The 25,031-nt window shown below is 40.7% G+C and carries 19 protein-coding genes; 11 read left to right on the forward strand and 8 right to left on the reverse strand.

The window, feature by feature from the left end:
* Positions 1-125 precede the first annotated feature (125 nt).
* The 6 genes from DX009_RS10220 (at position 126) to DX009_RS10245 (ending at position 6,326) form a co-directional block, all read left to right on the forward strand.
* A complete protein-coding gene (locus DX009_RS10220) occupies positions 126-1,367 on the forward strand; it encodes a methylaspartate ammonia-lyase (RefSeq protein WP_115084002.1) in 1,242 nt (413 codons plus the stop codon).
* Between the two features lie 591 nt (positions 1,368-1,958).
* Positions 1,959-3,335, forward strand: a complete 1,377-nt coding sequence (locus tag DX009_RS10225; protein ID WP_115084070.1) for an acyclic terpene utilization AtuA family protein — start codon at positions 1,959-1,961, stop codon at positions 3,333-3,335.
* A gap of 24 nt (positions 3,336-3,359) precedes the next feature.
* The gene (locus tag DX009_RS10230) at positions 3,360-3,680 is read left to right on the forward strand and encodes a DUF4387 domain-containing protein (RefSeq protein WP_006046378.1); all 321 of its coding nucleotides are present in this window, start codon (positions 3,360-3,362) and stop codon (positions 3,678-3,680) included.
* Between the two features lie 211 nt (positions 3,681-3,891).
* Positions 3,892-4,836: a P-loop NTPase family protein gene (locus DX009_RS10235; protein ID WP_115084003.1), complete on the forward strand. Its 945-nt coding sequence runs from the start codon at positions 3,892-3,894 to the stop codon at positions 4,834-4,836.
* A gap of 2 nt (positions 4,837-4,838) precedes the next feature.
* Positions 4,839-5,681: a fumarate hydratase gene (locus DX009_RS10240; protein WP_115084004.1), complete on the forward strand. Its 843-nt coding sequence runs from the start codon at positions 4,839-4,841 to the stop codon at positions 5,679-5,681.
* 90 nt (positions 5,682-5,771) lie between these two features.
* On the forward strand, positions 5,772-6,326 hold the full coding sequence (locus DX009_RS10245; protein WP_115084005.1) for a Fe-S-containing hydro-lyase: 555 nt from the start codon (positions 5,772-5,774) through the stop codon (positions 6,324-6,326).
* Between the two features lie 471 nt (positions 6,327-6,797).
* On the opposite strand, the gene DX009_RS10250 is transcribed toward DX009_RS10245, so the two are convergent.
* Entirely contained in the window at positions 6,798-7,286 is a 489-nt protein-coding gene (locus DX009_RS10250) for a porin family protein (protein WP_115084006.1), read from the reverse strand.
* A gap of 993 nt (positions 7,287-8,279) precedes the next feature.
* On the opposite strand from DX009_RS10250, the gene DX009_RS10260 reads away from it, so the two are divergent.
* The 5 genes from DX009_RS10260 to DX009_RS13890 all read left to right on the forward strand — a co-directional run bounded on the left by DX009_RS10260 (position 8,280) and on the right by DX009_RS13890 (position 14,643).
* Positions 8,280-9,467 (forward strand): penicillin-binding transpeptidase domain-containing protein, encoded by a 1,188-nt coding sequence (locus DX009_RS10260; RefSeq protein WP_115084007.1) that lies wholly within the window; start codon positions 8,280-8,282, stop codon positions 9,465-9,467.
* A 44-nt stretch (positions 9,468-9,511) separates the two neighbouring features.
* A complete protein-coding gene (locus tag DX009_RS10265) occupies positions 9,512-10,360 on the forward strand; it encodes a patatin-like phospholipase family protein (RefSeq protein WP_115084008.1) in 849 nt (282 codons plus the stop codon).
* A 533-nt stretch (positions 10,361-10,893) separates the two neighbouring features.
* Positions 10,894-12,993: an anaerobic ribonucleoside-triphosphate reductase gene (gene nrdD, locus DX009_RS10270; protein WP_115084009.1), complete on the forward strand. Its 2,100-nt coding sequence runs from the start codon at positions 10,894-10,896 to the stop codon at positions 12,991-12,993.
* A 123-nt stretch (positions 12,994-13,116) separates the two neighbouring features.
* Positions 13,117-13,584, forward strand: a complete 468-nt coding sequence (gene nrdG, locus DX009_RS10275) for an anaerobic ribonucleoside-triphosphate reductase activating protein (RefSeq protein ID WP_006046392.1) — start codon at positions 13,117-13,119, stop codon at positions 13,582-13,584.
* Positions 13,585-13,983: 399 nt separating this feature from the next.
* Positions 13,984-14,643: a hypothetical protein gene (locus tag DX009_RS13890; protein ID WP_115084011.1), complete on the forward strand. Its 660-nt coding sequence runs from the start codon at positions 13,984-13,986 to the stop codon at positions 14,641-14,643.
* Between the two features lie 558 nt (positions 14,644-15,201).
* Here the strand turns inward: DX009_RS13890 and DX009_RS10295 are convergent.
* From DX009_RS10295 to ileS, 7 genes are all read right to left on the reverse strand, one after another.
* On the reverse strand, positions 15,202-16,839 hold the full coding sequence (locus tag DX009_RS10295; RefSeq protein WP_115084071.1) for a dipeptidase: 1,638 nt from the start codon (positions 16,837-16,839) through the stop codon (positions 15,202-15,204).
* 49 nt (positions 16,840-16,888) lie between these two features.
* A complete protein-coding gene (locus DX009_RS10300; RefSeq protein ID WP_115084013.1) occupies positions 16,889-18,529 on the reverse strand; it encodes a M23 family metallopeptidase in 1,641 nt (546 codons plus the stop codon).
* 154 nt (positions 18,530-18,683) lie between these two features.
* Positions 18,684-18,902 carry a hypothetical protein gene (locus tag DX009_RS10305; protein WP_115084014.1) on the reverse strand — a complete coding sequence of 73 codons (219 nt, stop codon included), beginning with the start codon at positions 18,900-18,902 and terminating at the stop codon, positions 18,684-18,686.
* A complete protein-coding gene (locus DX009_RS10310) occupies positions 18,899-19,870 on the reverse strand; it encodes a DUF4296 domain-containing protein (protein WP_115084015.1) in 972 nt (323 codons plus the stop codon). Before DX009_RS10310 ends, DX009_RS10305 begins: the two co-directional genes overlap by 4 nt.
* Before the next feature lie 9 nt (positions 19,871-19,879).
* Positions 19,880-20,575, reverse strand: coding sequence for a lipoprotein signal peptidase (locus DX009_RS10315; RefSeq protein ID WP_006046402.1), 696 nt, complete (start codon positions 20,573-20,575; stop codon positions 19,880-19,882).
* A gap of 8 nt (positions 20,576-20,583) precedes the next feature.
* Positions 20,584-20,967, reverse strand: coding sequence for a TraR/DksA family transcriptional regulator (locus DX009_RS10320; RefSeq protein WP_006046403.1), 384 nt, complete (start codon positions 20,965-20,967; stop codon positions 20,584-20,586).
* Between the two features lie 114 nt (positions 20,968-21,081).
* The gene (ileS, locus tag DX009_RS10325; protein ID WP_115084016.1) at positions 21,082-24,753 is read right to left on the reverse strand and encodes an isoleucine--tRNA ligase; all 3,672 of its coding nucleotides are present in this window, start codon (positions 24,751-24,753) and stop codon (positions 21,082-21,084) included.
* Positions 24,754-25,031: the final 278 nt, after the last annotated feature.

A 25,031-nucleotide genomic window follows, 5' to 3' on the forward strand; every position in this document is an offset into this window, starting at 1 on the left:
CAAGAAAACAAATCTTTAGAAGAGCAAGAAAAGAACTCTCAGAAAAAACATAAACTAACATATTGGTCCCACAAAAGGGAAACAATAATACCGCAGTGGGACCATAACTTAAACAAATTCTTATTATGAAAGTTAAGAAAGTTGTATGTGCCCCAGGTAAAACGGGCTTCTTTTTCGATGACCAAAAGGCCATCAAAGCTGGTGCAAAGAACGACGGTGCCTTCTATATTGGCACTCCATTAACACCTGGTTTCACACAGGTAAGACAAGCTGGCGAGTCAATTAGCGTTATGTTCATACTTGAAAACGGCGCTATTGCATACGGCGACTGTGCTGCTGTGCAGTATTCAGGTGCCGGTGGCCGCGACCCATTGTTCCTTGCGAAAGACTTTATTCCAGTTATTGAAAAAGAAATAGCACCACTTTACGAAGGCAAAGAAATAACATCGTTCCGCGAAATGGCAGACCTTGTAGACAAAGCTATTAGTCCGTCTACAGGAAAAATATATCATACCGCTATAAGATATGGTGTAACACAAGCTTGTCTCGATGCTGTTGCAAAGAGCCAAAGCAAATTAATGGCACAAGTAGTAGCCAATGAGTATGGCACAGAGGTATCAAAGAAGATTATTCCTATCTTCTCTCAATCAGGAGACGACCGCTATTTGAATGCCGACAAGATGATAATGAAGTGTGCTGACGTACTTCCACATGCTCTTTTCAACCACGTTGAAACAAAGGTTGGACTAAAAGGCGAAAAGATTAAAGAGTATGTTGGCTGGCTACGCAACCGTATTCTCGAACTACGTCCATGCGAATGCTACAACCCTATCTTCCATATTGATGTTTATGGAACACTCGGCATCGTCTTCAATAACGATTTTGAGGCTATCGCTAAATACATTGGCGAGGTGGCAGAAATAGCAAAACCTTTCCACCTACGTGTAGAAGGACCAGTTGATATGGGCGAACGCGAAGCACAAATAGATGCTTTAGCTGCTATACGTGCCGCAATGGACCGTGATGGAATAGACGCTGAGATTGTTGCAGACGAATGGTGTAACACCTTAGAAGATATAAAAGCGTTCACTGAAAAGAAGGCTGGACACATGGCACAGATAAAGACTCCAGACCTCGGAGGTATCAACAACACCATCGAAGCCGTACTTTACTGTAAAGAACACGGCATGGGTGCTTATCTTGGAGGTACTTGCAACGAAACAAACCGCTCTGCAGAGGTTTGCGCTAACATTGCTATGGCTACCAAACCTGTACAGTATCTTGCTAAACCTGGTATGGGAGTAGACGAAGGTTATATGATTGTGTTCAACGAAATGAGCCGCATCTTAGCGCTCACTGCCGAATAGAAACATTATTATATATACGCAAATTTAATATCATAAGATAGAAAAAAGAATGTGGCGTCTGTTCTATTCAGATATGACGCCATATTCATCAAAGTATGACAACCTGCCCATTTAGGACCAACGCAAACAGATTCTTGGATTAATGCTATCGCAACCATAAATAAAAACAATTGGTTTCAGAAAATAGAACAAGTTTGTTTATATCGCAAAAAGGTAGTTTTTAGAATACAAAAACATAGTTTTTAGAATACAAAAGTATGGTTTTTGGAATGTAAAAACATAGTTTTTAGAATGCAAAAGTATGGTTCTAAGAATGTAGATCTATGGTTCTAAAAATGTAGATCTATGGTTCTACAAAAGTAGATCCATAGTTCTAAAAATGCAATATAAGAGATATAAAACGCAAACGCAGTAATCTTTAAACACAGGCAACGCAACTTTCAAAAGCAAAAGTCATATTTATTAGAATATCTAAATATTGGGACAAACCTTTTATACTATGTTTCTTTAACTTGCATAAAGTTATTGAACTTTGCTTCCAAACAGGCAATTAAGAGGTTTCACCACACAATTAAAAAAGGAAAACAACAGATGGAAGAAATCAGAATACTCTCCACTACAGCTATTTTGGGCTATGGTTTCCCTATGGAATCGTTCGTAGAGGGAATGAAACGTAAGCCACACGTAATCGCAGTAGACGCTGGTTCATCAGATCCAGGCCCTTATTATCTTGGCGCAGGCAAGTCGTTCACAGACCGCAACTCTGTAAAACGCGACTTAGAAATTATGATTCCTGCTGGAATAGAAGCCAAAGTGCCCGTAATTGTAGGTACTGCTGGTGGTAGCGGTGCACGTCCTCACGTAGAATTTGTACTCGATATCATTCGCGAAATAGCCAAAGAGAAAGGCCTTTCTTTTAAGATGGCAGTAATAGAATCGGAGTTTGAGAAAGACTTTATTAAGGAAGAACTTCGCAAAGGAAAGGTTACTCCACTTGCTCCAGCTAAGCCTATCGGCGAAAAAGACGTAGACGAGGCAGTTCATATCGTAGCTCAAATTGGCGAAGAACCATACATCAAGGCTTTGGAAGAAGGTGCCGACGTAATTATTGCTGGCCGTTCTTACGACCCATCAGTATTCGCTGCCCTTCCAATAAAAGAGGGATTTCCAAAAGGTTTAGCCATTCACTTGGGCAAAATATTAGAGTGTGCGGCTATCTGTGCACTACCAGGAAGTGGTAGCGACTGTATGTTTGGCTATCTACATCACGACGATTTCGTGCTCGAACCATTATCTTCAGCTCGCAAATGTACCACCCTTTCTATCGCAGGACACACACTTTACGAGAAAACAAACCCTTATATTCTGCCTGGTCCAGGTGGTGCTATCAACCTACACGAGTGCAAATTCGAACAAGTAGACGACAACAAGGTACGTGTTTCTGGGTCAAAGTTTGTACCAACCGATAAGTATTACGTTAAACTCGAGGGTGTTCGCCGAGTAGGTTTCCGCACAATGTCGCCTGCAGCGGTTAAGGATCCTATCATGATTTCTAAGATAGACGAAATTACAGAGGCAGTTCGCGCTCGCGTAGAAGACAACTTTAAAAAGTACGGCATTACCGATTTCTTCCTCGATTTCAAGATTTATGGCAAGAAAGGCGTAATGGCAATGTTCAAAGGAATAGAGGAATCGCACTCCGATGAGCTTCTTATCATTATCGAAGCCGTAGCCGATAGCCAAGAAACAGCTAACACTATCTGTAGCTTCGCACGTAGCACGATGCTCCACTTTGGCTACGAAGGTCGCTATTCTACGTCAGGCAACCTTGCATTCCCCTTCTCTCCATCAGATTGTAAGATGGGCGAGGTTTACGAATTCAATATCTATCACCTCTTAGAAGTAGACGATCCAACAAGTCTCTTCCCTATTACATACGTCAATTTCGACAGGGGAGAATGCAAGTAACAAACAGTTTAAGAAGATAAAAACATGGCACAATATAAATTAATAGACGTGGCTTCGGTGATTCGTAGTAAGAATTCGGGCCCTTTCGAACTTACATTCGATGTCATTTTTAAAGACTTTGATATGTACAACAAGGTGAAAGCAGCAAATATTTTCAACGAAACAATGTTCTGCAACCTATACCATATCAAGCCAGAAGACATAATAAACATTATACACTTCGACCCTGCAAAGGCAATAAAAGTAACCATTGTTCGTCCTATTCCATCTGGTTCATTAGGCGAAACCGATGTTTATGGTGCACAACAGCATACGCCTTTGATGAAGATGAGCTTCGAATTATAAAATAGAAAACAAACGAGTTGGCACAAAAACTATATTATAGGGTGTGCCGACTCGTTTTTTTCTACTGCAAAAATTAATGCTTTCTGCCCTCATTATGGCAATATAGAGAGAACCAAACTCCATTTTTTATAATTAGAACAGATATTTTCTAAGTCCTATTACATTGGTTTAAAGAGCATTATTAGCAATAAACTCCACAACAAAAAAGGCAATGATAAATCCACTTCAGCAATATCTTATCTCAACACAATACTTTGCTCCACGTGGCAAAGAGCGTCTTATATTCCTCGGCGACCACATTTCTCAACGCCACCTTCTGTATACCGACCGTCTCATTGGTATTGTAGGCGATGCTGGTTCTGGCAAATCTTCGCTCATAAAAGGTATGTTTCCTGGTTTGGAACTCACCAACGACGACGACATAATTAACCCTCGCAAGATTCTTTCTATGCGAGATTCCATTGCATTAGGCGAAATTAAAGAGGCTTCATCGTTCCATTTGGACATTCGTTTCCTTACTGGCTTTATGCAAATGTGGGAGATTGCCGAATTTGTTAAGACATTGTTGGAACACAAAAAGCGAGTTATTGTTGAACATTTCAACCTTTTACGCAAGGCTTTAGGGCGCAATGCCGATTTGATTGTGGGTATTGGCGAAGAAATTATTGTGGCTCGTCCCACAATGTTTGGACCACTTCCAGAAAGCATTTACGAGATTGTGCACGAGTCGTTGAAGTATCGTAAGATGGCACATACGGCAGAAGAGATTACCCGTTACATACTTGAAGAGGACTATAACATATCTTCCGACCATTATTATTTCTCTGATATACGTAACGGTTTCGTGCTTAAATTCTACAAACACGAGGACTTTAGCATAGAGGAACTCGAACAAAAGGTGCGCAAAATTATAGAAATGCACCTCCCAGTAGCATATTACGACGAAGAACACATTACCGTTGGCAAACGCATAGTAGAGTGTGGAGGTCCGCGTTTGCAGGTAAATAATACCAAAGATATACAGAATTTTGCTTTCGTTAAGGAGTTTATGTACGACCCCGATAGCAAAACGCATTGCCTAATAGGCATTGTTGATACGAATTACGAGAACATTGAGAACAGAAATACACAGTATTTCCTTACAAGACAAGTATAAGAATGAGAGAAATAGAAGCATCTAAGATTACAGAGCTGGTAGAAAAGCTTTGTATAGAAGCATGTTACGTGCTTGCAGACGATATATATAACAAGCTCGCAATATGCCAAAAACAAGAGAAATCGCCCTTAGCAAGCCAGATAATAGGTACGATTGTGAAAAACGCCGATATAGCTAAAACCGAGCGTGTACCTATGTGTCAGGACACAGGAATGACCGTTGTGTTTGTTACAATGGGGCAAGATTGCCACATTACAGGTGGTTTTATAGAAGACGCCATAAACCAAGGGGTACGACAAGGCTACTCTAAAGGTTATCTTCGCAAGTCGGTTGTGAAGGATCCAATAGACCGTGTAAACACAACAGACAACACTCCTGCCATTATTCACTACAATATTGTGCCGGGAAACGAGTTCCATATTACCGTAGCACCTAAGGGTTTTGGTAGCGAAAACAAGAGTGGACTGAAGATGCTGACGCCAAGTGCAGGCATAAAAGGCATTAAACAGTTTGTTATAGACACTATTTTCCATGCCGGTGGCAACCCTTGTCCACCTATTATTGTAGGCATTGGCATTGGTGGAACTATGGAACGAGCTGCCTATTTAAGCAAAAAAGCATTGCTCCGACCGGTTGGCAGTGTTAGCGAAATGTCCCATGTGGCTAAATTAGAGAAGGAATTGTTAGACGAAATTAACAAACTTGGCATCGGTCCATGTGGTTTTGGTGGCACAACTACCGCCCTACAAGTAAGCATTCTCACCAATGCCACGCACATTGCTGGCTTGCCTGTATCGGTAAACATTGGTTGCCATGCTACACGCCATGCAGAAGGCTCTCTCTAAACACTACAAACGCTCTCTGAAAAACATTCGTACAGAGTTAAATAGAGGTGGCGTTTCTTACACAATACCCTAAATACAAGAAAACAAAATATGGAAGAAAAACGAATAATATCGGCTCCATTCACCAATGAAACCATAAAATCGCTCCATGCTGGCGATATGGTTTATATATCAGGAACTATATATACGGCACGCGATGCGGCGCATAAACGGTTGTGCGAAATGCTTGATGCGGGCGAACCTATGCCTTTTAACTTTGAAGGACAGGCTGTTTACTATGCTGGTCCGTGCCCTGCTAAGCCTGGACAACCCATTGGTTCGGTAGGACCAACCACTGGAGGACGTATGGATGCCTACTCTCCACGACTCATTCAACAGGGGCTTCGTGTTATGATTGGTAAGGGCTCACGGTCTGAAGAGGTTATCGATGCACTAAAAAAATATACCGGAGTCTACTTTGCTGCCATTGGTGGCGCAGCCGCACTTATGGCAAAGGCTGTTAAAGAGGCAGAAGTTATTGCCTTCGATGAGCTTGGAACAGAGGCTATACGCCGTCTTCGGGTAGAAGAATTGCCCGTTATTGTTGCCATAGACCACGAAGGTAACGATATGTATAAGCTGGGTGTAGAGAAGTATAAACAGTAGAAACTACTACAATATATATACTACAGAACAACCTTACGTTTGTTTTGGCAGCAGCGTTGTTATGCTTACAATGCGCTAAAATATAGAAAAACTTATAAATGCCATATATTTTCAGAACTCCTACTTTGTCTTTTTATAAGACAGGTAGGAGTTTTTTTTATAGCAAAAAACAAGCTAACAAAGCCGAAACTACAGTTTTACAGTGTGTATAAACCCACAAAAACAACCGCCGCACCTTGTTAATGCTATATTCTCCTCCCCCTCTTTTGTTCGTCGTTTGCCGTTTATTATAGCTCGTTATACTTTGTTTATACGCAACATAACATACTCTGCAACAAAACAAAGTATATATTTGTTCTAACAGTTTTTTAGGTTTAAACTATAAAAGGTGTGGAAAGCAAATGCTTCAGCCACACCTTTCTTATCATAATAGAGGCAAACCTACGGTTTAACAACCTCTATAAAAGAACTTTATAATCTATATGTCAGTCCCACACTTGGCACCAATTGGTTGTAATTATCTATAATTTGATATTTCAATTCTGCATTCACATTAATCCTATTGATAAGCTGATACTGTACACCACACCCAAGATTAACCGCTAATCTGTCTTCTGATGCCGACTTCTTCTTGCCGTCTAACAGTACAAAATGCACATTCCACTTTGTATAACCTACCCCCACAACAGGATAAACCTGTAGTTTTGGAGCAACATCAAACAGGTAATGGAGGTTTGCATTTATATCCCACATAGATACATCGTCCTTCTTTAAAAAGTGATCTATAGATGCTTCGCCACGCAAACGGTCGGTTAAATAGTACTGACCTTTTACTCCTAAGCCTATATTTTTTACTTTTGCACCATACGAAAGGTTTACACCTATTGCCTTATCTCCCTTTTGTGCTGAAGCAGAAATACTTACAATGGCAGCACATACTAATACTAATAGTTTTTTCATTTTACGTTTTGTTTATATTATTTTTGTGTGATTGAGCTTTTTAATTGATTGTATTACAGAAAGTAAGTGGTTATTTTAACCGTGTTCGTACGCTTATTAGTATGCCATAAAATTCTCTTTTTGTTGCCATAAACGGCATTTAGGCAAACATAAAAATTTGTTTTAGCATTACACCTTCCACAAAACAACAGCATTGCAATGTGGCGCATAAGCAGCCAGAACTACACCTCCATTTCTATATATTGTTTGTTATACTCTCTCTACATACGAATATTTAGTTTCATTTCGCAAAGATATGCAAATTAATTTAAAGTACAAAAACTTTTCATAACTTTCTTTTCACAATGTGTTTATTATTTATTAATACGTGGTTTTTGCCTAATTGGTTATTAAAGTTGGTTTATTTTGTTCCGCCATAAACACAGTTTATAAACCTCATAATAAAGATATTACCATATACAACAAAGGCGAAAGGCGTGCAAAATGCCAACAAGCATACAACAAACTACCGAGTGCGGTGGCATTTACACCATATAATAATGTACGAAACATATACCAGTTGTAACCGAAGCATACCGCAGTTCATAACCATCTAATAGACAACGTCTTACGAAAGTCCATTTTTCTGTATTACAAAAGTATGGTTTTTGGCGTTCAAAAACCATGCTTTTGCAGCACAAAAACCATACTTTTACATTGCAAAAACCCCCTTTTTGAAATTAGAGAATATACACCACCCGAAACCACACCGTTTGTTCATTGCGCAAATGTATGGAAACGAACATTCCGCAAGGCATTTTTATCAATTCATTGTGCCCGTTTCATCAACAAAAACAATTGGTTTTGGGGTTCGTAACACTATGTGTTGCTGAAATAATATGGCATGTATTGTTCTCGTAAAATAAAGTAAAAAACGTCAATTCGCCCCCACCAGTTACATCGTAAATATAATCTTTTAACTACCTTTGCACATCTAAATCCGATTAAAAAAATATGAAGAGATATATTATAAGCATACTTTGTATGCTCGCAACAGCCACAGTCATAGCACAAGAATACCACGGTGAAATGGAACGACTGTATCCCGACAAAACAAAAACAACCAAAAAAACAACCAAAAAAAACACTCCAACAGAAAAGAAAACGGATACCGACGAAAAGAAAACCACCCCAAAGGCTGCCAGCGAACCCACAACAACGTTGCTACCCGACCTTCAGCAACTGGCAAACGAACTGTTGAAAGGACGAAAAGGAAGCATTGTTGCCATTCGACCGACTACTGGAGAGGTGATATGTTTGGCAACAAACTCGCCCGAAGGTCCTAATACCGACTTGGCTATTGCCACAGCTTACGCACCAGGGTCTACCTTTAAAACAGCACAAGCACTCACTTTCTTATCGGAAGGTACACTAAAACCCGAAACCAAAATGGCTTGCTATGGGGCTTTTCGCGAAGAAAACATAAAAGTGAAATGCCACAAACACAGTTCGCCACTTATGCTTAGAGCTGCTATTGCCAGTTCGTGTAACACCTATTTTCTAAAGTCTTTTGAGAACATGATAGGCAATAAAGCAAAATATGGCACCTATTCGGCAGCCATAGACAAGTGGTATAGCTATATGACGAGTATGGGATTAGGCGGTCCGCTCGGCATCGACATACCTGGAGAAATGGGTGGATTGGTGCCCAATTCGGCTTATTTGGCTCGCCGATATCGCATAGGCTGGCGTCCGCTCACCATTATTTGGACAGGAATGGGGCAAGGCGACATAACAGTAACCCCCCTACAACTATGCAATTTAGCTGCTACCATTGCCAATCGTGGCTATTTCTACACACCACATATACACGCCAACACCGCAGAACACCCACTACCAAAACGCTTTACAGAGCGTAGACTTACGCTAGTAAGCCCTAATGCCTATCCACCAGTGATAGATGGAATGCGCAATGCCGTAGCATGGGGAACCGCACGCGATATAAATACAAAAGAATATACCATTTGTGGGAAAACCGGAACGGTGGAAAATCAAGGCAAAGACCACTCGGCGTTTATTGCTTTTGCACCAATGAACAACCCCAAAATAGCCATAGCAGTGTTCATTGAGAACGCTGGTTTCGGTGCAGATGTAGCTGCTCCCATTGCAGCACAGATTATAAAGAAGGCACTAAAACGATAGATTGCAACACAAAAAATGGTGTGCTATAAAACTAAATATATGTTATGAAAACAGGATTGGTATTGGAAGGAGGCGCAATGCGAGGCTTATTCACAGCTGGCGTTATAGATGTGCTAATGGAAAACAATATTAAGTTTAACGGCGCCATAGGAGTTTCGGCAGGCGCTGCCTTTGGTTGCAACTACAAATCGGGACAAATTGGACGCGTAATACGATACAGTAAACGCTTCGCAAACAACTGGAAATATGCCTCGTTGTGGTCGTTGCTTACCACAGGCGACTACTTTGGAGCCGAATATGCCTACCATTTCATACCAAATAAGCTGGATATTGTAGACTTCGAAACCTTCCGTAACAATCCAATGGAATTCTGGGCAGTGGCTACAAACGTGGGATCGGGAAAGGCAGTGTACCGCCAACTTAACACGTTAGACTATGAAGAGTTGGAGTTTGTGCGGGCTTCGGCATCAATGCCACTGGTTTCTAACATTGTGAAACTTAACGGACAACGCCTGTTAGATGGGGGTGTGGCAGACTCTATTCCGCTTGCCTTCTTCCAAAAACAAGGATATCAACGCAACGTTGTGGTGCTAACGCAACCAAAAGGCTACCGAAAGCAACCCAATAAGCTAATGCCGTTGATGCATTTGCAGCTACACCGACACCCAAAAATGCTGAAAGCACTGGCAGAACGACACATTATGTATAATAAAGAGGTAGACTTGGTGTTACAAGAAGAGCGAAAAGGCAACGTTTTTGTGCTTCAACCGCAAATTAAACTTACCATTGGACACACATCGCACAACCCTAAAAAAATGCAAGAAACCTACGAACATGGACGTAAAGTGGCTACCGAAGAACTGGAAAAGCTAAAGCAATTCTTAGCAAAATAGATATTTTGTAGGTGCACTTAACAACTTTAAAAAAACTATTTTCCATAGCAAATATCTTGTTTTATAGGGTATACTCTTTGCAAAAACATTGTTTTTTGCAAATGTTTGAGGCATTCGCAGAACACTAAAAACACCATTTTTTAGAGAAACAAACACACAAACAGAACACAAAAAAGTATATCTTTTCAGACAACTTTTACCATCTTGTATTCTCAAAAGTTTTCCAAAACAGAAAACTTATATATCTTTTAAGAAGCAAAACATTTTCTTTTTATTCTAAATAAGCTAAAAACTGTATCTTTAAAGCTATTTTATATATACCTAATAATCAGAGTATTATAAATAAAGTTACACATATATGGTTAAAAAGACGGTAATTTTTTATTCTTAAAAATACTCTTTATTCATTTTCTTTTTCCTATCTTTGCATCGAGAAAAGTTTTCCAAAACAACCATCAAGGTAACCAATAGGAACAACAAAAACAACTCAATCAATAACATAAAAATATATAAAGACATACTGAAAAGGTAAAATGAAGAATTTCACAATCACAAAACGCGACGGCTCAAAGGACCGTTTCTCACTCGACAAGATTATGAATGCCATTATAAAAGCATTCGACAGTGTTGGCGAACCTACCGATCTTGGTACTGTTTCAAAGGTTTTAGCGAACATAAAAATACACGACGACATTAAAGTTGAGGACATTCAGAATCAAGTAGAAGAGGCTTTAATGAAGGAAGGTTACTATAATGTAGCAAAAAGTTTTATAGTTTATAGACACCAGCACACCGAAGATAGGGAGGTTTTAGAGAAAATGCGCTTCCTAACAGACTATTGTCATGCAGAGAATGCTGCCACTGGCTCTAAGTTTGATGCCAATGCTAACGTGGAAAACAAGAACATTGCCACCCTAATAGGCGAGCTTCCAAAGCAAGGTTTCATTAGATTGAACCGCCGTTTGCTTACCGACCGCATTAAAAAAATGTACGGAAAGGAACTCTCTGACGAGTATTTACACTTGCTAACACACCACTTTATATATAAGAACGACGAGACAAACCTTGCCAACTACTGTGCTTCTATCACTATGTATCCATGGCTTATTGGTGGAACAACATCGATTGGAGGTAACTCTACTGCCCCTACCAACCTTAAAAGCTTCTGTGGCGGATTCATAAATATGGTGTTTATGGTTTCAAGTATGCTGGCTGGTGCATGCGCAACACCCGAATTCTTGATGTATATGAACTACTTTATACAGAAAGAATATGGTAAAGACTATTGGCAACATGCCGATAAAGTGGTAGATTTAAGTCTGAAACAACGCACCATTGACAAGATTATTACCGACTTTTTTGAGCAGATTGTATACTCGCTAAACCAGCCTACTGGTGCCCGAAACTATCAGGCTGTATTCTGGAACATATCTTATTACGATAAATTCTACTTTAAATCGCTCTTCGAAAACTTCTATTTCCCAGATGGTTCGCAACCCGATTGGGAAGGTGTTTCGTGGTTACAGAAACGCTTTATGAGGTGGTTTAACCAAGAAAGAACTAAGGCTGTGCTAACATTCCCTGTGGAAACAATGGCGCTTCTATCTGAAAATGGCGAATGTCGCGATACCGAATGGGCTGACTTTGCCGCACAAATGTATGCCGAAGGACACAGTTTCTTTACATATATGAGCGACAATGCCGACTCATTAAGCTCGTGTTGCCGCCTAAGAAACGAGATTCAAGACAACGGTTTCTCATATACCTTGGGTGCAGGTGGCGTATCTACAGGATCAAAAAGTGTACTCACCATAAATCTAAATAGATGTGTGCAATACGCTGTAAATAAGGGAATAGACTACAAAGAGTTCCTTTCGCACATTATAGACCTATGCCACAAAGTGCAATTGGCATATAACGAAAACCTGAAAGACCTGTTACGACAACACATGTTGCCACTATTCGATGCTGGATACATAAACATAGATCGACAATATCTAACCATTGGTATTAACGGATTGGTAGAATCGGCTGAATTTATGGGGTTGGATATTACACCAAACGACGATTATAAAGAATATGTACAGAGTATTTTAGGACTGATTGAAGCCTATAACAAACAATATCGCACTAAGGAAGCCATGTTCAACTGCGAGATGATACCTGCCGAAAACGTAGGTGTGAAGCACGCAAAGTGGGACAAAGCCGATGGATATTTCGTTCCTCGCGACTGCTATAATAGCTATTTCTATCGTGTAGAAGACAATTCGCTAACCATTTTAGATAAGTTCCGCTTGCACGGAGCACCCTACATAGAACATCTTACTGGTGGTTCGGCATTGCACATGAACCTCGACGAACATCTATCGCAACCACAATACCGACAGCTTATGAGGGTTGCTGCAGAAGAAGGGTGTAACTATTTCACATTCAATATACCAAATACGGTGTGCAACGAGTGCGGACACATAGACAAACGCAACCTTAAAGAGTGCCCACACTGCCATTCTACAAACGTAGATTACCTAACACGCGTCATCGGTTATATGAAACGTGTAAGCAATTTCTCGGCTGCTCGACAGGTAGAAGCTGGCAAACGATACTACGCTACAAAAGAAAAATATACGGTTTAGCCCTCAAGAGTGAGGGCATTGGGTATACGCTGTTTCTGTAAACCCAATTAATTTATATTTTCGTTTATAGGGTGTGCATACTGCGTTGAGCAGTGTGCACACAGTTTTAACACCAAATTTGTAATGCTTAAATACGTAAATTCTGATATTGTTTTCCAAGAATTTCCCAACGAAGTTACGTTGGCTATCAATCTTTCTAACTGTCCTTGTAGATGTCCGGGGTGCCATAGCACTTTCCTTTGGACCGATGTGGGCACGCCATTAACACCAGATGCTATAGAGAAAATGCTGAAAGAAGATGGCGAACGCATTACTTGCATTGGCTTTATGGGGGGCGATAGCGAACCAGAGGCTATCAACCAACTGGCTATTTACATAAAAACGCACCACAAAAACATAAAAGTGGGCTGGTACACAGGGCGTACCACACTGGCAACGGATATTCAATTGCCTCATTTCGACTACATTAAGGTGGGACCATACATACGCCATCTGGGCGGATTAGATAGCCGACGCACCAACCAACGTATGTATAAAATTGTGGAAAACAACCAAATGGAAGACATAACAAGCTTGTTTTGGAAAAAATAAAGTTGCCGAAAAATAACGTAGAATAAAGGCTATATGGTTCTATCTTTCCTAAAAAATATAGAGAAACCAGATGATTTAAGAAAGATAGAATGCCTTTTAAGCCACATAACGGCAAACAAAAAACTATGTAGAAAGAATACCATTAAAACACAAACAAGTTGTTTACATATATCTTTTTTTATCCAAATATTTTGTGTAAGTTTGCATTTAGGTATCAAAGCAACGCTATTTTGCAAAACTGTTGCCCGTTTAGCGTGTGCTCTTGTCTACCTTTAAACACCTCGTATAAATGCTTGGTTCTGCCTGATACTCACCGCTTTCACCACCCCAAATATAGAAAAAGGCGAACCACAACAGGCATTAAACCTTCGTTCGCAGGCGTAAAGAAATAATAATAGTATGGGTTTTAACTACACAATAATAATATATATAATTGTTTTATCGGGATTGATATATGCTATTTTTATAGCCATCTATTTCGAAGCAAAGCTTTCTCATCAATCCAATAAAGCGAAAGCAAACATTTTTACAGGCATTTTCATCTCCCTTTATACACTAACCGGATTGGCGTCCTTACTATCTTCGTTCTCCAATAGTATGATTATTCGGTATGGATTTCCAACTCTTTTTGCAGCCGAACAGTTAGTTGGAATCATCTTTTTCCTACGATATTTCCGAGAAACAAGGCGTTGGCTGAACAAAAATACCAATGCAGTAACACTGATTTTTAAGAAAAACAGGTCGGCTATTCAGCCAAAACGAATTGTAGTAGATGCCATAGACGGTGTGCCAAATGGCAAAGGCATAATCCATTGGATATACAAAAAGTGCCTCATATCGCCGGGAACACACCAGTTTAAGCTTAGAGTAATAGCAAATAAAAAGGGAAGATCGTATGGCGAAGACGAATTTTTATCGTACGAAACACAAGTCAAACTACTTCCGGGTGGCAAATACTACATAGAAGAAGACTTAGAACAGCAGTGCATTAACATTACTCCGCTGTTCCACATAAAGGTAGAATATAGCGACGTTGAGCCCCAAAACAAAGCAAAATAGACATTTAACCACTTGCAAAGCAATGCCCCAATTAGCACCGAACAAACAATATAACAATAGAAAAAAGACGATATAAGAGTATGTTCGCAACCCATTTCGTGAGCGAACGTAAATTTTCCACGGAATGTTCGCAACATGTTCATTCTGTGTATGTTACATATTCACAGAACAAAAGTATGGTTTTTGCCATGTAAAAGTATGGTTTTTGGCGTGCAAAAAGGGGGTTTTTGCGTTGCAAAAGTATGGTTTTTGTTTTTTGAATGCTACGTTGTTGCAAATCGGTAGCAACGCATTTCGTGGTTGAATGTGAATATCTCACAGCATATTCGCCACATTATTTCAATTTGTTAGCAGCGTTATTAGCAGCCCACAAGCAGCCGTAGGGGCAGATTTATCGTGTCCGCATATCCGTAAATACCCAAAAAATGGGGGACAGAAATGCATGTACGATTAAACAAATGCAAGGATTCGATGAAATGAGCCCCCCAAAGGAGACAAAAAAGAGCAGTCCAAATGCTACTTTGGAACTGCTCTTTTTGTAAATAAAAAAATATTATTTTATTCTGCTGGAACCTCAAACTTATCGCCAGTTTGCTCTATAATAGCCTTCTTAGCAGCCTCGCTCATACCCGGACGAGCAGGACGTGCACCCCAACCAGTGGCAGTACGTTCGAACTTACCGTCCTTTTCTGGTTTCACCGCCATATCATTAAACTTCACAATAAGGTAAGTTGCAAGTTGTTTCCACTCGTTAAGCATTTCGTTACTCTTAGCTATTGAGTAGTCGTTTAGATACTTAACAGCCGCATCCTTATCGGTTTTATAGAGTTCTTGTGCCTTTGTTTCCACTGCATTTTGGTTAGCAGCATAGCCCTTTTCCAACTTTTCGCGAACAGCTTTCAGTGCTGGGAACATCTGAGAGTAGCGTGGATAAACCATATTTGCTACCCAATTGCATACCCAGAAAGCGTTTTTGTCGGAGAAAGTAACAGCATCTGCTCCTGGAGTATTAAAGCATTCGGCACGATCAACGTTACTACAGTATATTGGAACGTATGCTGCCATATTGCCATCGTCGTTAGCAAACCAGATGATACCGCCTATTTCGCGAGGCAACCAAGAGCGCAATTGACACACGTATGAGAATGCACTCTGCTGAGTAGATGCAGGACGCTCTGTAAAATACTTCTTTCCGTTGTAGTCGAACGTAAGTGGTGTGGGACGATAAGGCATTTCCCAATCGCCCTGACCGCAGTCGTTGAGTGTGCTTAAGGCAGTTCCTTCGTAGTGGTCGCGCATACTCATCTCCATATCGGCAAGGCTTAGCTTACGGTCTGGGGCTATCCAAAGAGGCATATCTTTAGCATTTTTATCTTTACCAAGTGCCCAAGGCAAGTATTCAGACATATCTTTAAAGTGGTTAAAGAAGCTCCACACACGTGCATCGCAGTAGCGACGACCACCGAAATCGGGTGCTGCATAAACCATTTTCCAGTTAAAGTCTTTATCTTTTCCATTAAACCAGCCCTTCTCGCGAGCGAATTTAATGCAATTTTTAGATGTTATTACATCGGTATTATAGGTAGAGAACTGTCCGATACGTGCCTGATTAGCGTGTCCAGATATCATTCCATCGGGTATACGAACGGCAACCCATACCACTTTTTGCTTTTTATCGCCACCGCAACCCATCATTTCGAGAATCCAAACTTCGTTCGGATCGGCAATAGTAAAGCTTTCTCCACTTGACTGATAGCCATATTTTTCAACCAAATCGGTCATTATTTTAATGGCTTCGCGAGCAGTTTTAGAGCGTTGTAAACCCAGATACATAAGCGAACCATAGTCTATAATACCCGTATTATCTACCATTTCTTTACGTCCGCCGTAGGTTGTTTCGCCAATACTTACCTGGTATTCGTTGATGTTTCCTATTACATTATAGGTTTCTGGAGCCTCGTCTATGAAGCCATGACGTTCTCCAGAGTCATAATCAACTATTTCTCTCTTTGCTCCTTTTGGGTGTTTTCCTGCAGGATAGTGGCAAAGACTGGCAAACATACCATAGTCGTCGGCACTGTAAGTAACGAAAACAGAGCCATCGGTAGTTGCTCCTCGCGTTGCAATAAAGTTGGTACAAGCCTCTGCAGAAAGGTAAGAGCAGAGCGCAAGTACGCCTAAAATTAGTTTTTTCATAATCATATAGGTTTAAAAAATTAGAGTTTCACATTATATATATTGGAATTTAATAGGTTATTTTTGTGGTATAGGTAGCCACATTTTGGCGTCTATCGGTTGCAACAATGCGCAATGTGTGTTGCGTTTTCGTAGCCGGGATAGGCGTTTTGCGTAGGTCGCAGAAAATGTTAGACCGGTCTTTACCTTGTTCAAACAACACAAATTTGTTGTCGATATAGGCTTCGTAGCTCTTTACGCCAGTACCTGTATCAGACAAATGGAACGTTAATGATGCCGGATTACCCGATGTTTGTCTAATGGTGGGCGGTGTGTTGTCGTGTGCAACATAGTATACCAGTCCCAAATCGCGTATGTTTCCTTGTAGCCAACCATCTTTATAGCTTCCCCCACAGTACATTGGTGGAGCGCCAGCACCACTTCCACGTGCTATGGCAGCCATATATAGTTTAGAAGTATTGCCTATTGGTGCGGTTATTTTTATCTTTAAAGGAGTGTAAGCAAGTAGAGGAAGCGACAAAGGAGCAAAGCGATAGCCTGCCGAAAGGGCATTTGCAAGAGTTGTTTGCTGTGGTTGTAGCAAACAGTTGCGTGCCAATAGCGAACCTTTTACCTGTAACAGAGCTGCTGCGAAAGCCACATTGTTGTTGCGATTTACCAGCAAAGCGTTGGCACCACCAATGGGTTGTGCAGGCGGAATGGCTTGTGGTGTGCCCTGAACATATATGTCTTTCACGGTTTTATTGCCATAATAGTCGCTGAAAACATATTGTAAATGGTACTCGCGAGGCTGATTGAAATTTACAATACCCCCTGTAGCATTAGTCGTTATGAAGGGAAGACGGTTGCCAGGCTCACGAAACGACTTAAGATACCAGATGCGATGACTGGCGAAATGCTCGTAATCGCCCCACACATTAATCATTCTGTTGCATTGTTGTGGTATGTTGTTTACATCGCTTTTGTAGATTAGCTTACCATCGCAATATAGTTCGGTGTGGCGTACACCATAGTTGTTGTACACGCTATCCATGTGGTCGTAAGCCCATGTGCCGAATCCTACTTTGCCCCAAGCACGGTATCGGGTATTACCAAAGGAGTAAATTCTACTTTCTTGTGTATTTTGAAAAACACCCTGACCTGCCTGTGGATAGCTTTTAAACGAGTAGGCGGTGGGTGCTTCGGTATCTGGTACTATATGAGAAAGCCAGTTCATTGGGTCCATAAGGTTTCCAGTGGCTGTTTGGTGCATCTCTAAATGGAGATGCGGACCTTGCGATGCTCCTGTATTTCCACTAAGAGCAACAAACTGTCCCTTACTTACTGGTATTTCACCAGGCTGAAAATGAATATCGCCATTATAGCTATGGTGTGTGTATTGCCATCGTTCTACAGCAGCTTGTATCTGTGGTGCAAAACGATTAAGGTGTACATAAAAACTGGAATAGCCATTAGGGTGTGCTATTACCAGTGCGCGTCCAAAACCATACTCACCTACTATGGCACGAGAAACGTATCCATTGGCAATGGAATAGACTCCAAAGTTTACTCCACGTTCGGTTTTTATATCTATTCCACCATGAAAATGGTTGGGACGAGGCTCTCCAAAGTTGCCCGCAAGCTGTACATGTATGTGCACAGGAGAGGCAAATGAGAGTGTTGCAAGCAATAAACTAACGAATAATTGCATTTGCTTTATATTGTTTTTAATGTTCTTTTGTTTCGTTTAAAGGCTCTAAGGACACCAGGAGAACCTTTTAGCTTCTATAGAAGATAGTATCTATGGGAACACTATTCTCTCTATAAATATTCTCCTCATAGTGCCGCTCCAAAACCTAAATGCCCTAAAGCGACTGACTTTCGCTAAGCATCTGCCCATCTTTATAGGCTCTGAGCTCTCCGCAATGCACTTGTAAAACCACTTCTCCTCCTATCCATTCTGTCATAGAAATTTCTTCTTTAAGTTGGAAGAAGTGCTCTACCCTATCGCCAACCAGTTCTATTACAGCAGGTTCTATACATTTGTTGTTGTAAATTGCTGTATTAACGGCTATTCGTCTCATCGTGTAGCTGGCTTTGGAATGCCTCTTTTGCGCATTGCTTCCTGCACAGCATTATCGTCGGCAACCATCTGTAGGTTGGCATCTGATATTTTTTCGCCTTGTTTTTTCTGCACTGGTTCGCCTCCAACATTACGTATTGGGTAAGTATTATTGGTAGAATCGGCAGGCGCAACAGTAGTTTGCTTCTGCTCGTGCATACGAATTAGCTTGATATTGGTGATGGCTAAGAGACGGAATGTAGTGGAATTGTCGTGTGGTTGTGGCATATAGAAGTAGCCACGCACCCGTTTTATACCAGAATGAGCAGTGTCTTGGATAGGAACAGACTGGTGTCCTTCGCTAAAGAAGCGTGCAGTTTCGGTTGCTATACTGTCGTTTCCAAAGGTTACAGTGAACACTGCTACACCCTCTCGCGTACCATCTTGCACTATAAAAAGAGGGTCGAATTCGAGCGTTAGCTGGTCGCCTTTATGGAAAGTAGTATCTGTTTTCACTTCAAAATAATGGTAGTTGTAAGGCGATTGTGGTGTTAGTATCACCGCTTTTGCCCTATTCCACACATTTGTAGTATCGCCTTTGAGCGATTCATCGCCATACTGATTGAAGTCAGATGCCGATACGCCTTGTGCTTGTGCCTCCTTTTTCAGTCGTTCGTCTATATTTTCGTATATCTTCTTTAGTCGTTCGGTATGTCGCAAATAGTATTTCAACGAATTTTCAAACTCAGTTTCGTCTATTCCATAGCGTTTAAACACAGCCAGTTTGTATGCCTCTTGTTGTTCTGGAGTAGCATTTTTTACTGCTGCCACAGACATTGCTACGTGGTAATCGTACAACAAATCTTCCATTTCTCCAGGCTGAATATAAGTGGAAGGTACGGTAGGTTTACACGAAACCAACACAAACGCAAGCAAAATACATATTTTTGCCCACGTATATAGCAATTTGTTGTGTTTCTGTGTATACATTATTGTTGTTTATTCTTCGTTGGTTTTTTGTGCATTTACAGTGTTTTCAGCAATATTCTCTGTTGTTTTTGTTGCTGACGGTGTAGTATTTGTGCTGTTAAAGTCGTTACGATAGAAAAGAAAAAGCACAACTACGCCCACCGATATACATGCATCGGCAAAATTAAAGATAGCAGAAAAGAAAGTAAAATCTTCTCCGCCCCATATTGGAAGCCATTCAGGAAAGGTGCCGTGAAATAGTGGAAACGAAAACATATCCACCACATTGCCCATTAAAACAGACGCATAGCCTTCGCCCCACGCCACTAAATGTGCTGTTGGAAGATTGGTATAATAGGGGTGCGATGCGGTAAATATTTCGCCATAAAAGAGCGAATCCAAAATGTTTCCAGCCGCACCAGCATATATCATACTAAGTACTATGATGTAACCTATACGTGCTCCTTCTTTAATACGCTTATAGATATACCATGTTAAAACTCCTACGGCAACTATTCGGAACAGACTTAGGAAGAGTTTGCTTCCTATTTCCATTCCGAAAGCCATTCCACGGTTTTCTATAAACGATATGCGAAACCAATTGAATATGACAATTTCTTCGCCAATATTCATATTTAGCTTCACCCATATCTTTATAATTTGGTCAATTAACAGTAGCAATACAATGGTTGTTACTGCTATTGTGCATTTCTTTTTATTACTCATCTGAACCTTTAATGGTCTTTATTGGCTTGCTTCGATGCCACGCTGAGCGTTGCATGTGGCACAATTCGAAGACGTTCTTTAGGAATTAGTTCTCCCGTAATTCTGTCTATACCGTACGTTTTATTATCTATACGTATCAAAGCAGCATGCAAACCTTGTATAAACTTCTGCTGACGCTGCGCCATTTGTACGAGTTCTTCCTTAGTTTGATTAGTACTTCCTTCTTCCAAAGCCTTATAAGTGGGTGACGTATCATTTACATCGTTAGTGTTTTTGTTCATCAACACCTTCATTGTTTCCTCATAATCAGACTTTGCAATCTCTAATTTTTGATTTATAATAGCGCGGAACTCCTCGAGTTCTTCATCGCTATAACGCTTCTTTTCCTCCATAGTTTTTAGTTTAATAGTGTTTTACTTGGAACATTTTCCTTTATTCTTAATATATAATAAGGTGTACTGTGCGTGATGGAAGAGCGTCCAGCCACCACGTGCAGTAATCCTTTTTTACGCTTTTTGTACAAGTATGTTGAGTTTAAAGTCGTCGAATTCTACTTCTGTTCCATTGTTTTCGGCTACCAAAATGCTATTTGCTAACACCTGATTCTTTATAAATTCGCCAAAAGAATGGATAGCAGCAGCAGCTTCTTCGTTAGGCGATACGGTAACAATGATACGGTCTGTAATTTCGAAACCTGTTTCCTTACGTAGATTTTGAATACGATTGATAAGTTCGCGTGCCATTCCTTCTCGTTTCAATTCGTCGGTAAGGTCTACCTCAAGTGCTACTGTTAGGTTGCCTTCGTTGCTTACCAACCAGCCTGGCATATCTTCTGAGATTATTTCTACATCGGCTACGTCTACGCTGATAGGTGTTCCTTGTAAGTCGAAAGTATAGTTTCCACTCTGTTCAAACTGTGCTATCTCGTCCTGATTTAGACTATTCATCTTTGCAGCAACGTCTTTCATAAGCTTGCCATACTTCTTTCCCATTACTCGGAAGTTGCATTTCACTTTCTTCACAAGTATTCCCTGACCTTCTACAAAGTTAAGTTCTTTCACATTAACCTCGTGTTTTATAAGGTCTGCCATAGCTGTTATGTGCTGACGTTGTGTGTTGTCTATGGCTGGAATCATAATTTGGGCTAACGGTTGGCGCACTTTTATGTTTACTTTGCGTCGCAAAGCCAAAACCATAGATGTAATGCGCTGTGCCATATCCATACGTGCCTCAAGATCGTTGTCTATATTTGCTTCGTCAGCAACTGGCCATTTATCGAGATGTACACTCTCTTTCTTTCCACCAAGGTCGTGATATAACTGGTCGGAATAGAAAGGAGCAAATGGTGCAAGTAGCTTTGCCACTGTCATAAGGCAAGTGTATAGAGCATCGTAAGCACTACGTTTGTTGCCGCTCATTTCTTTTCCCCAGAAACGTTTACGGTTCAATCGCACATACCAGTTACTTAAATCGTCGTTCACAAAACTGTCTATTAAGCGTCCAGCACGTGTTGGGTCGAAGTTCTGAAGTTCTGTTGTTACTTTCTTTATAAGCGAATTAAGTTTTGAAATAATCCAGCGGTCTATTTCCGTTGCATCGTCAGACAATACCGATAATGTGCCTTCTGTTGGTGCATTATAGTTGTCTACGTTGGCATAAAGAGCGAAGAAGCTATACGTATTATATAATGTGCCGAAGAATTTGCGACGACATTCGTCTACTCCTTCGGGGTCGAACTTAAGGTTATCCCATGGTTCGCTATTGGTCATCATATAGAAACGTACTGGGTCGGCGCCATATTTCTCCATCATTTCGAATGGATTTGTAACGTTACCCACGTGCTTACTCATCTTATTACCCTTAGCATCGAGCACAAGACCTGTTGATATTACATTCTTAAATGCCACCGAATCGAATACCATTGTGGCTATTGCGTGCAGTGTAAAGAACCAACCACGTGTTTGGTCTACGCCTTCGTTAATGAAATCGGCTGGATAGAATGCTGGTGGAACGGGTATTCCGCTATATGTAGAGTGTACCAATTGTGTGCGATACTCGCTTTCTGATAGTCCTGTTTTAGCCAAACCATCTTTGTTTATTTCGCCTTCGAATGGATAATGGAGCTGTGCGTAAGGCATAGAACCACTATCGAACCACACGTCTATTAGGTCGTCTTCGCGTTTCATTGGCTCTCCTGCTTCGTTAGCAAGCACAATTTCGTCTACGTATGGGCGGTGCAAATCTATACGATCGTAGTTTTCTTTACTATAATCGCCCACTATAAAGCCACGTTCTTTCAGTGGATTGCTCTTCATAACGCCTGCAGCAACTGCATTTTCTATTTCGTTGTACAGTTCTTCTACTGATCCGATACATTTTTCATTGCGTTTATCGTCGCGCCAAATAGGCAATGGTGTTCCCCAGAAGCGCGAACGGCTCAAGTTCCAATCGTTAAGATTTTCCAACCAATTGCCAAAACGTCCGGTACCAGTAGACTCTGGTTGCCAATTAATGGTTTTATTAAGTTCCACCATTCGTGCTTTTGCAGCCGTATCTTTTATGAACCAGCTATCAAGCGGATAGTAAAGAATTGGCTTATCTGTACGCCAGCAGTGTGGATAGTTGTGGGTATGCTTTTGAATATTGAAGGCTTCGCCAGCCATTTTCATTTCCATACAAAGCACAATGTTAAGGTCTTCGGCTTTTTCTGAACCTTTTTTATCCCACACACCATCTGGATTGAAGCGTGGGTCGTATGCATTCTTCACGTAATCGCCTGCATGTTTGCCGTAAGCATCTATGTTTACGCAAGCCGAAACGAAGTTTTTGTCGAGCTCTTCAATGGTATAATACTTACCTTGCAAGTCTACCATTGGTCGTGTTTCGCCCTTTTTCGAGATAAGATAGAGTGCTGGAATATTCGCATCTTTCGCTACTTTGGCGTCATCGGCACCAAAAGTAGGTGCAATATGTACGATACCAGTACCATCTTCGGTAGTAACGTAGTCGCCAAGTATAATTCTGAAGGCTTCGCTTTCCATTTCTACGAATGTATCTCTGCCGTCTTCGCTTTGGAATACTTTATCTTTGTGCACCTCAGCATAGTTGTTTACGAATGCGGGGGCAAGTTCTCCTATACGTTCAACGGGTTTAACCCATTTCATAAGCTGTTCGTAGTGAACATCTTCGAGGTCGGTTCCCATTACTTTTCCCACTACACGGTAAGGCAGAACCTTATCGGTGGGTTTATAAGCAGGCATTTCTCCCTCTTTCACTTCGCCTTCTGGCTTAAAGTAAGCAGATAGTCTGGTAGAAGCCAACACCACTGTTGCCTTATTGGCTGTATATGGATTGTAGGTTTCAACTACCAAATATTCAATTTTCGGACCTACACAGAGTGCCGTGTTTGATGGCAATGTCCAAGGTGTAGTTGTCCATGCAATAAACGATGGTGTTCCCCACGAATTGGTTTTAATACCCTGTTTTTTACAGAGAGCATTCCAATCGTTTTCCACAATAGCAAATTGCACTGTGGCGGTAGTATCTTTTACGTCGCGATAACAACCGGGTTGATTCAGCTCGTGGCTCGAAAGTCCTGTACCTGCTCCTGGTGAATAGGGCTGAATAGTGTAGCCTTTATAGAGCATCCCCTTATTGTAGAGCTGTTTCAAAAGCCACCAAAGTGTTTCTATATATTTGTTATCGTAGGTAATGTAAGGGTTATCAAGGTCTACAAAGTATCCCATTTCCTCTGTAAGTTCACGCCATTCGGCTGTAAACTTCATTACATTTTCACGACATTTATGGTTATACTCTTCTGTTGAAATATATTTTTCAGACGCTTTGTTGTCTATATCCTTCTTCGTAATGCCCAGTTCTTTTTCTACTCCCAGTTCCACTGGCAGTCCGTGAGTATCCCAACCAGCCTTTCTACGCACCTGAAAGCCTTGCATTGTTTTGTATCTGTTGAAGGTATCTTTAATAGAACGTGCCAACACATGGTGTATTCCAGGATGTCCGTTTGCAGAGGGAGGTCCCTCAAAGAATATAAATTGTGGTGCGCCATTGCGCTCGTCGATACTCTTATGAAAGATATCGTTTTTCTTCCATGCCTCTAACACGTCCTTATTGGTACGCACTAAGTTCAATCCAGTATGTTCGGCGAATTTCTTAGACATATATTACCTCTTTCTTTTACCTTTTTTCTTTAGGGTTGCAAATATACAAAATATATTTTGATTATGGTGGAAAAATAATAAAAAAAAGACGGATTTATAATAAAAAAACATACAAAATACTATATTAAATATATATTTTTTAATAACTAATTGCTACAGCATAATTTATAGAATTATATAGTTAGAAAATATAACTATGCCATTCTGTTTAACTTATTTTAAAACAACGAAAGCACAAATGTTACCTCGCCCTTTTCTAAATAAGTAGTATCTTTGTA

The organism is Prevotella pallens (assembly GCF_900454935.1).
GTDB classification, from domain to species: domain Bacteria; phylum Bacteroidota; class Bacteroidia; order Bacteroidales; family Bacteroidaceae; genus Prevotella; species Prevotella pallens.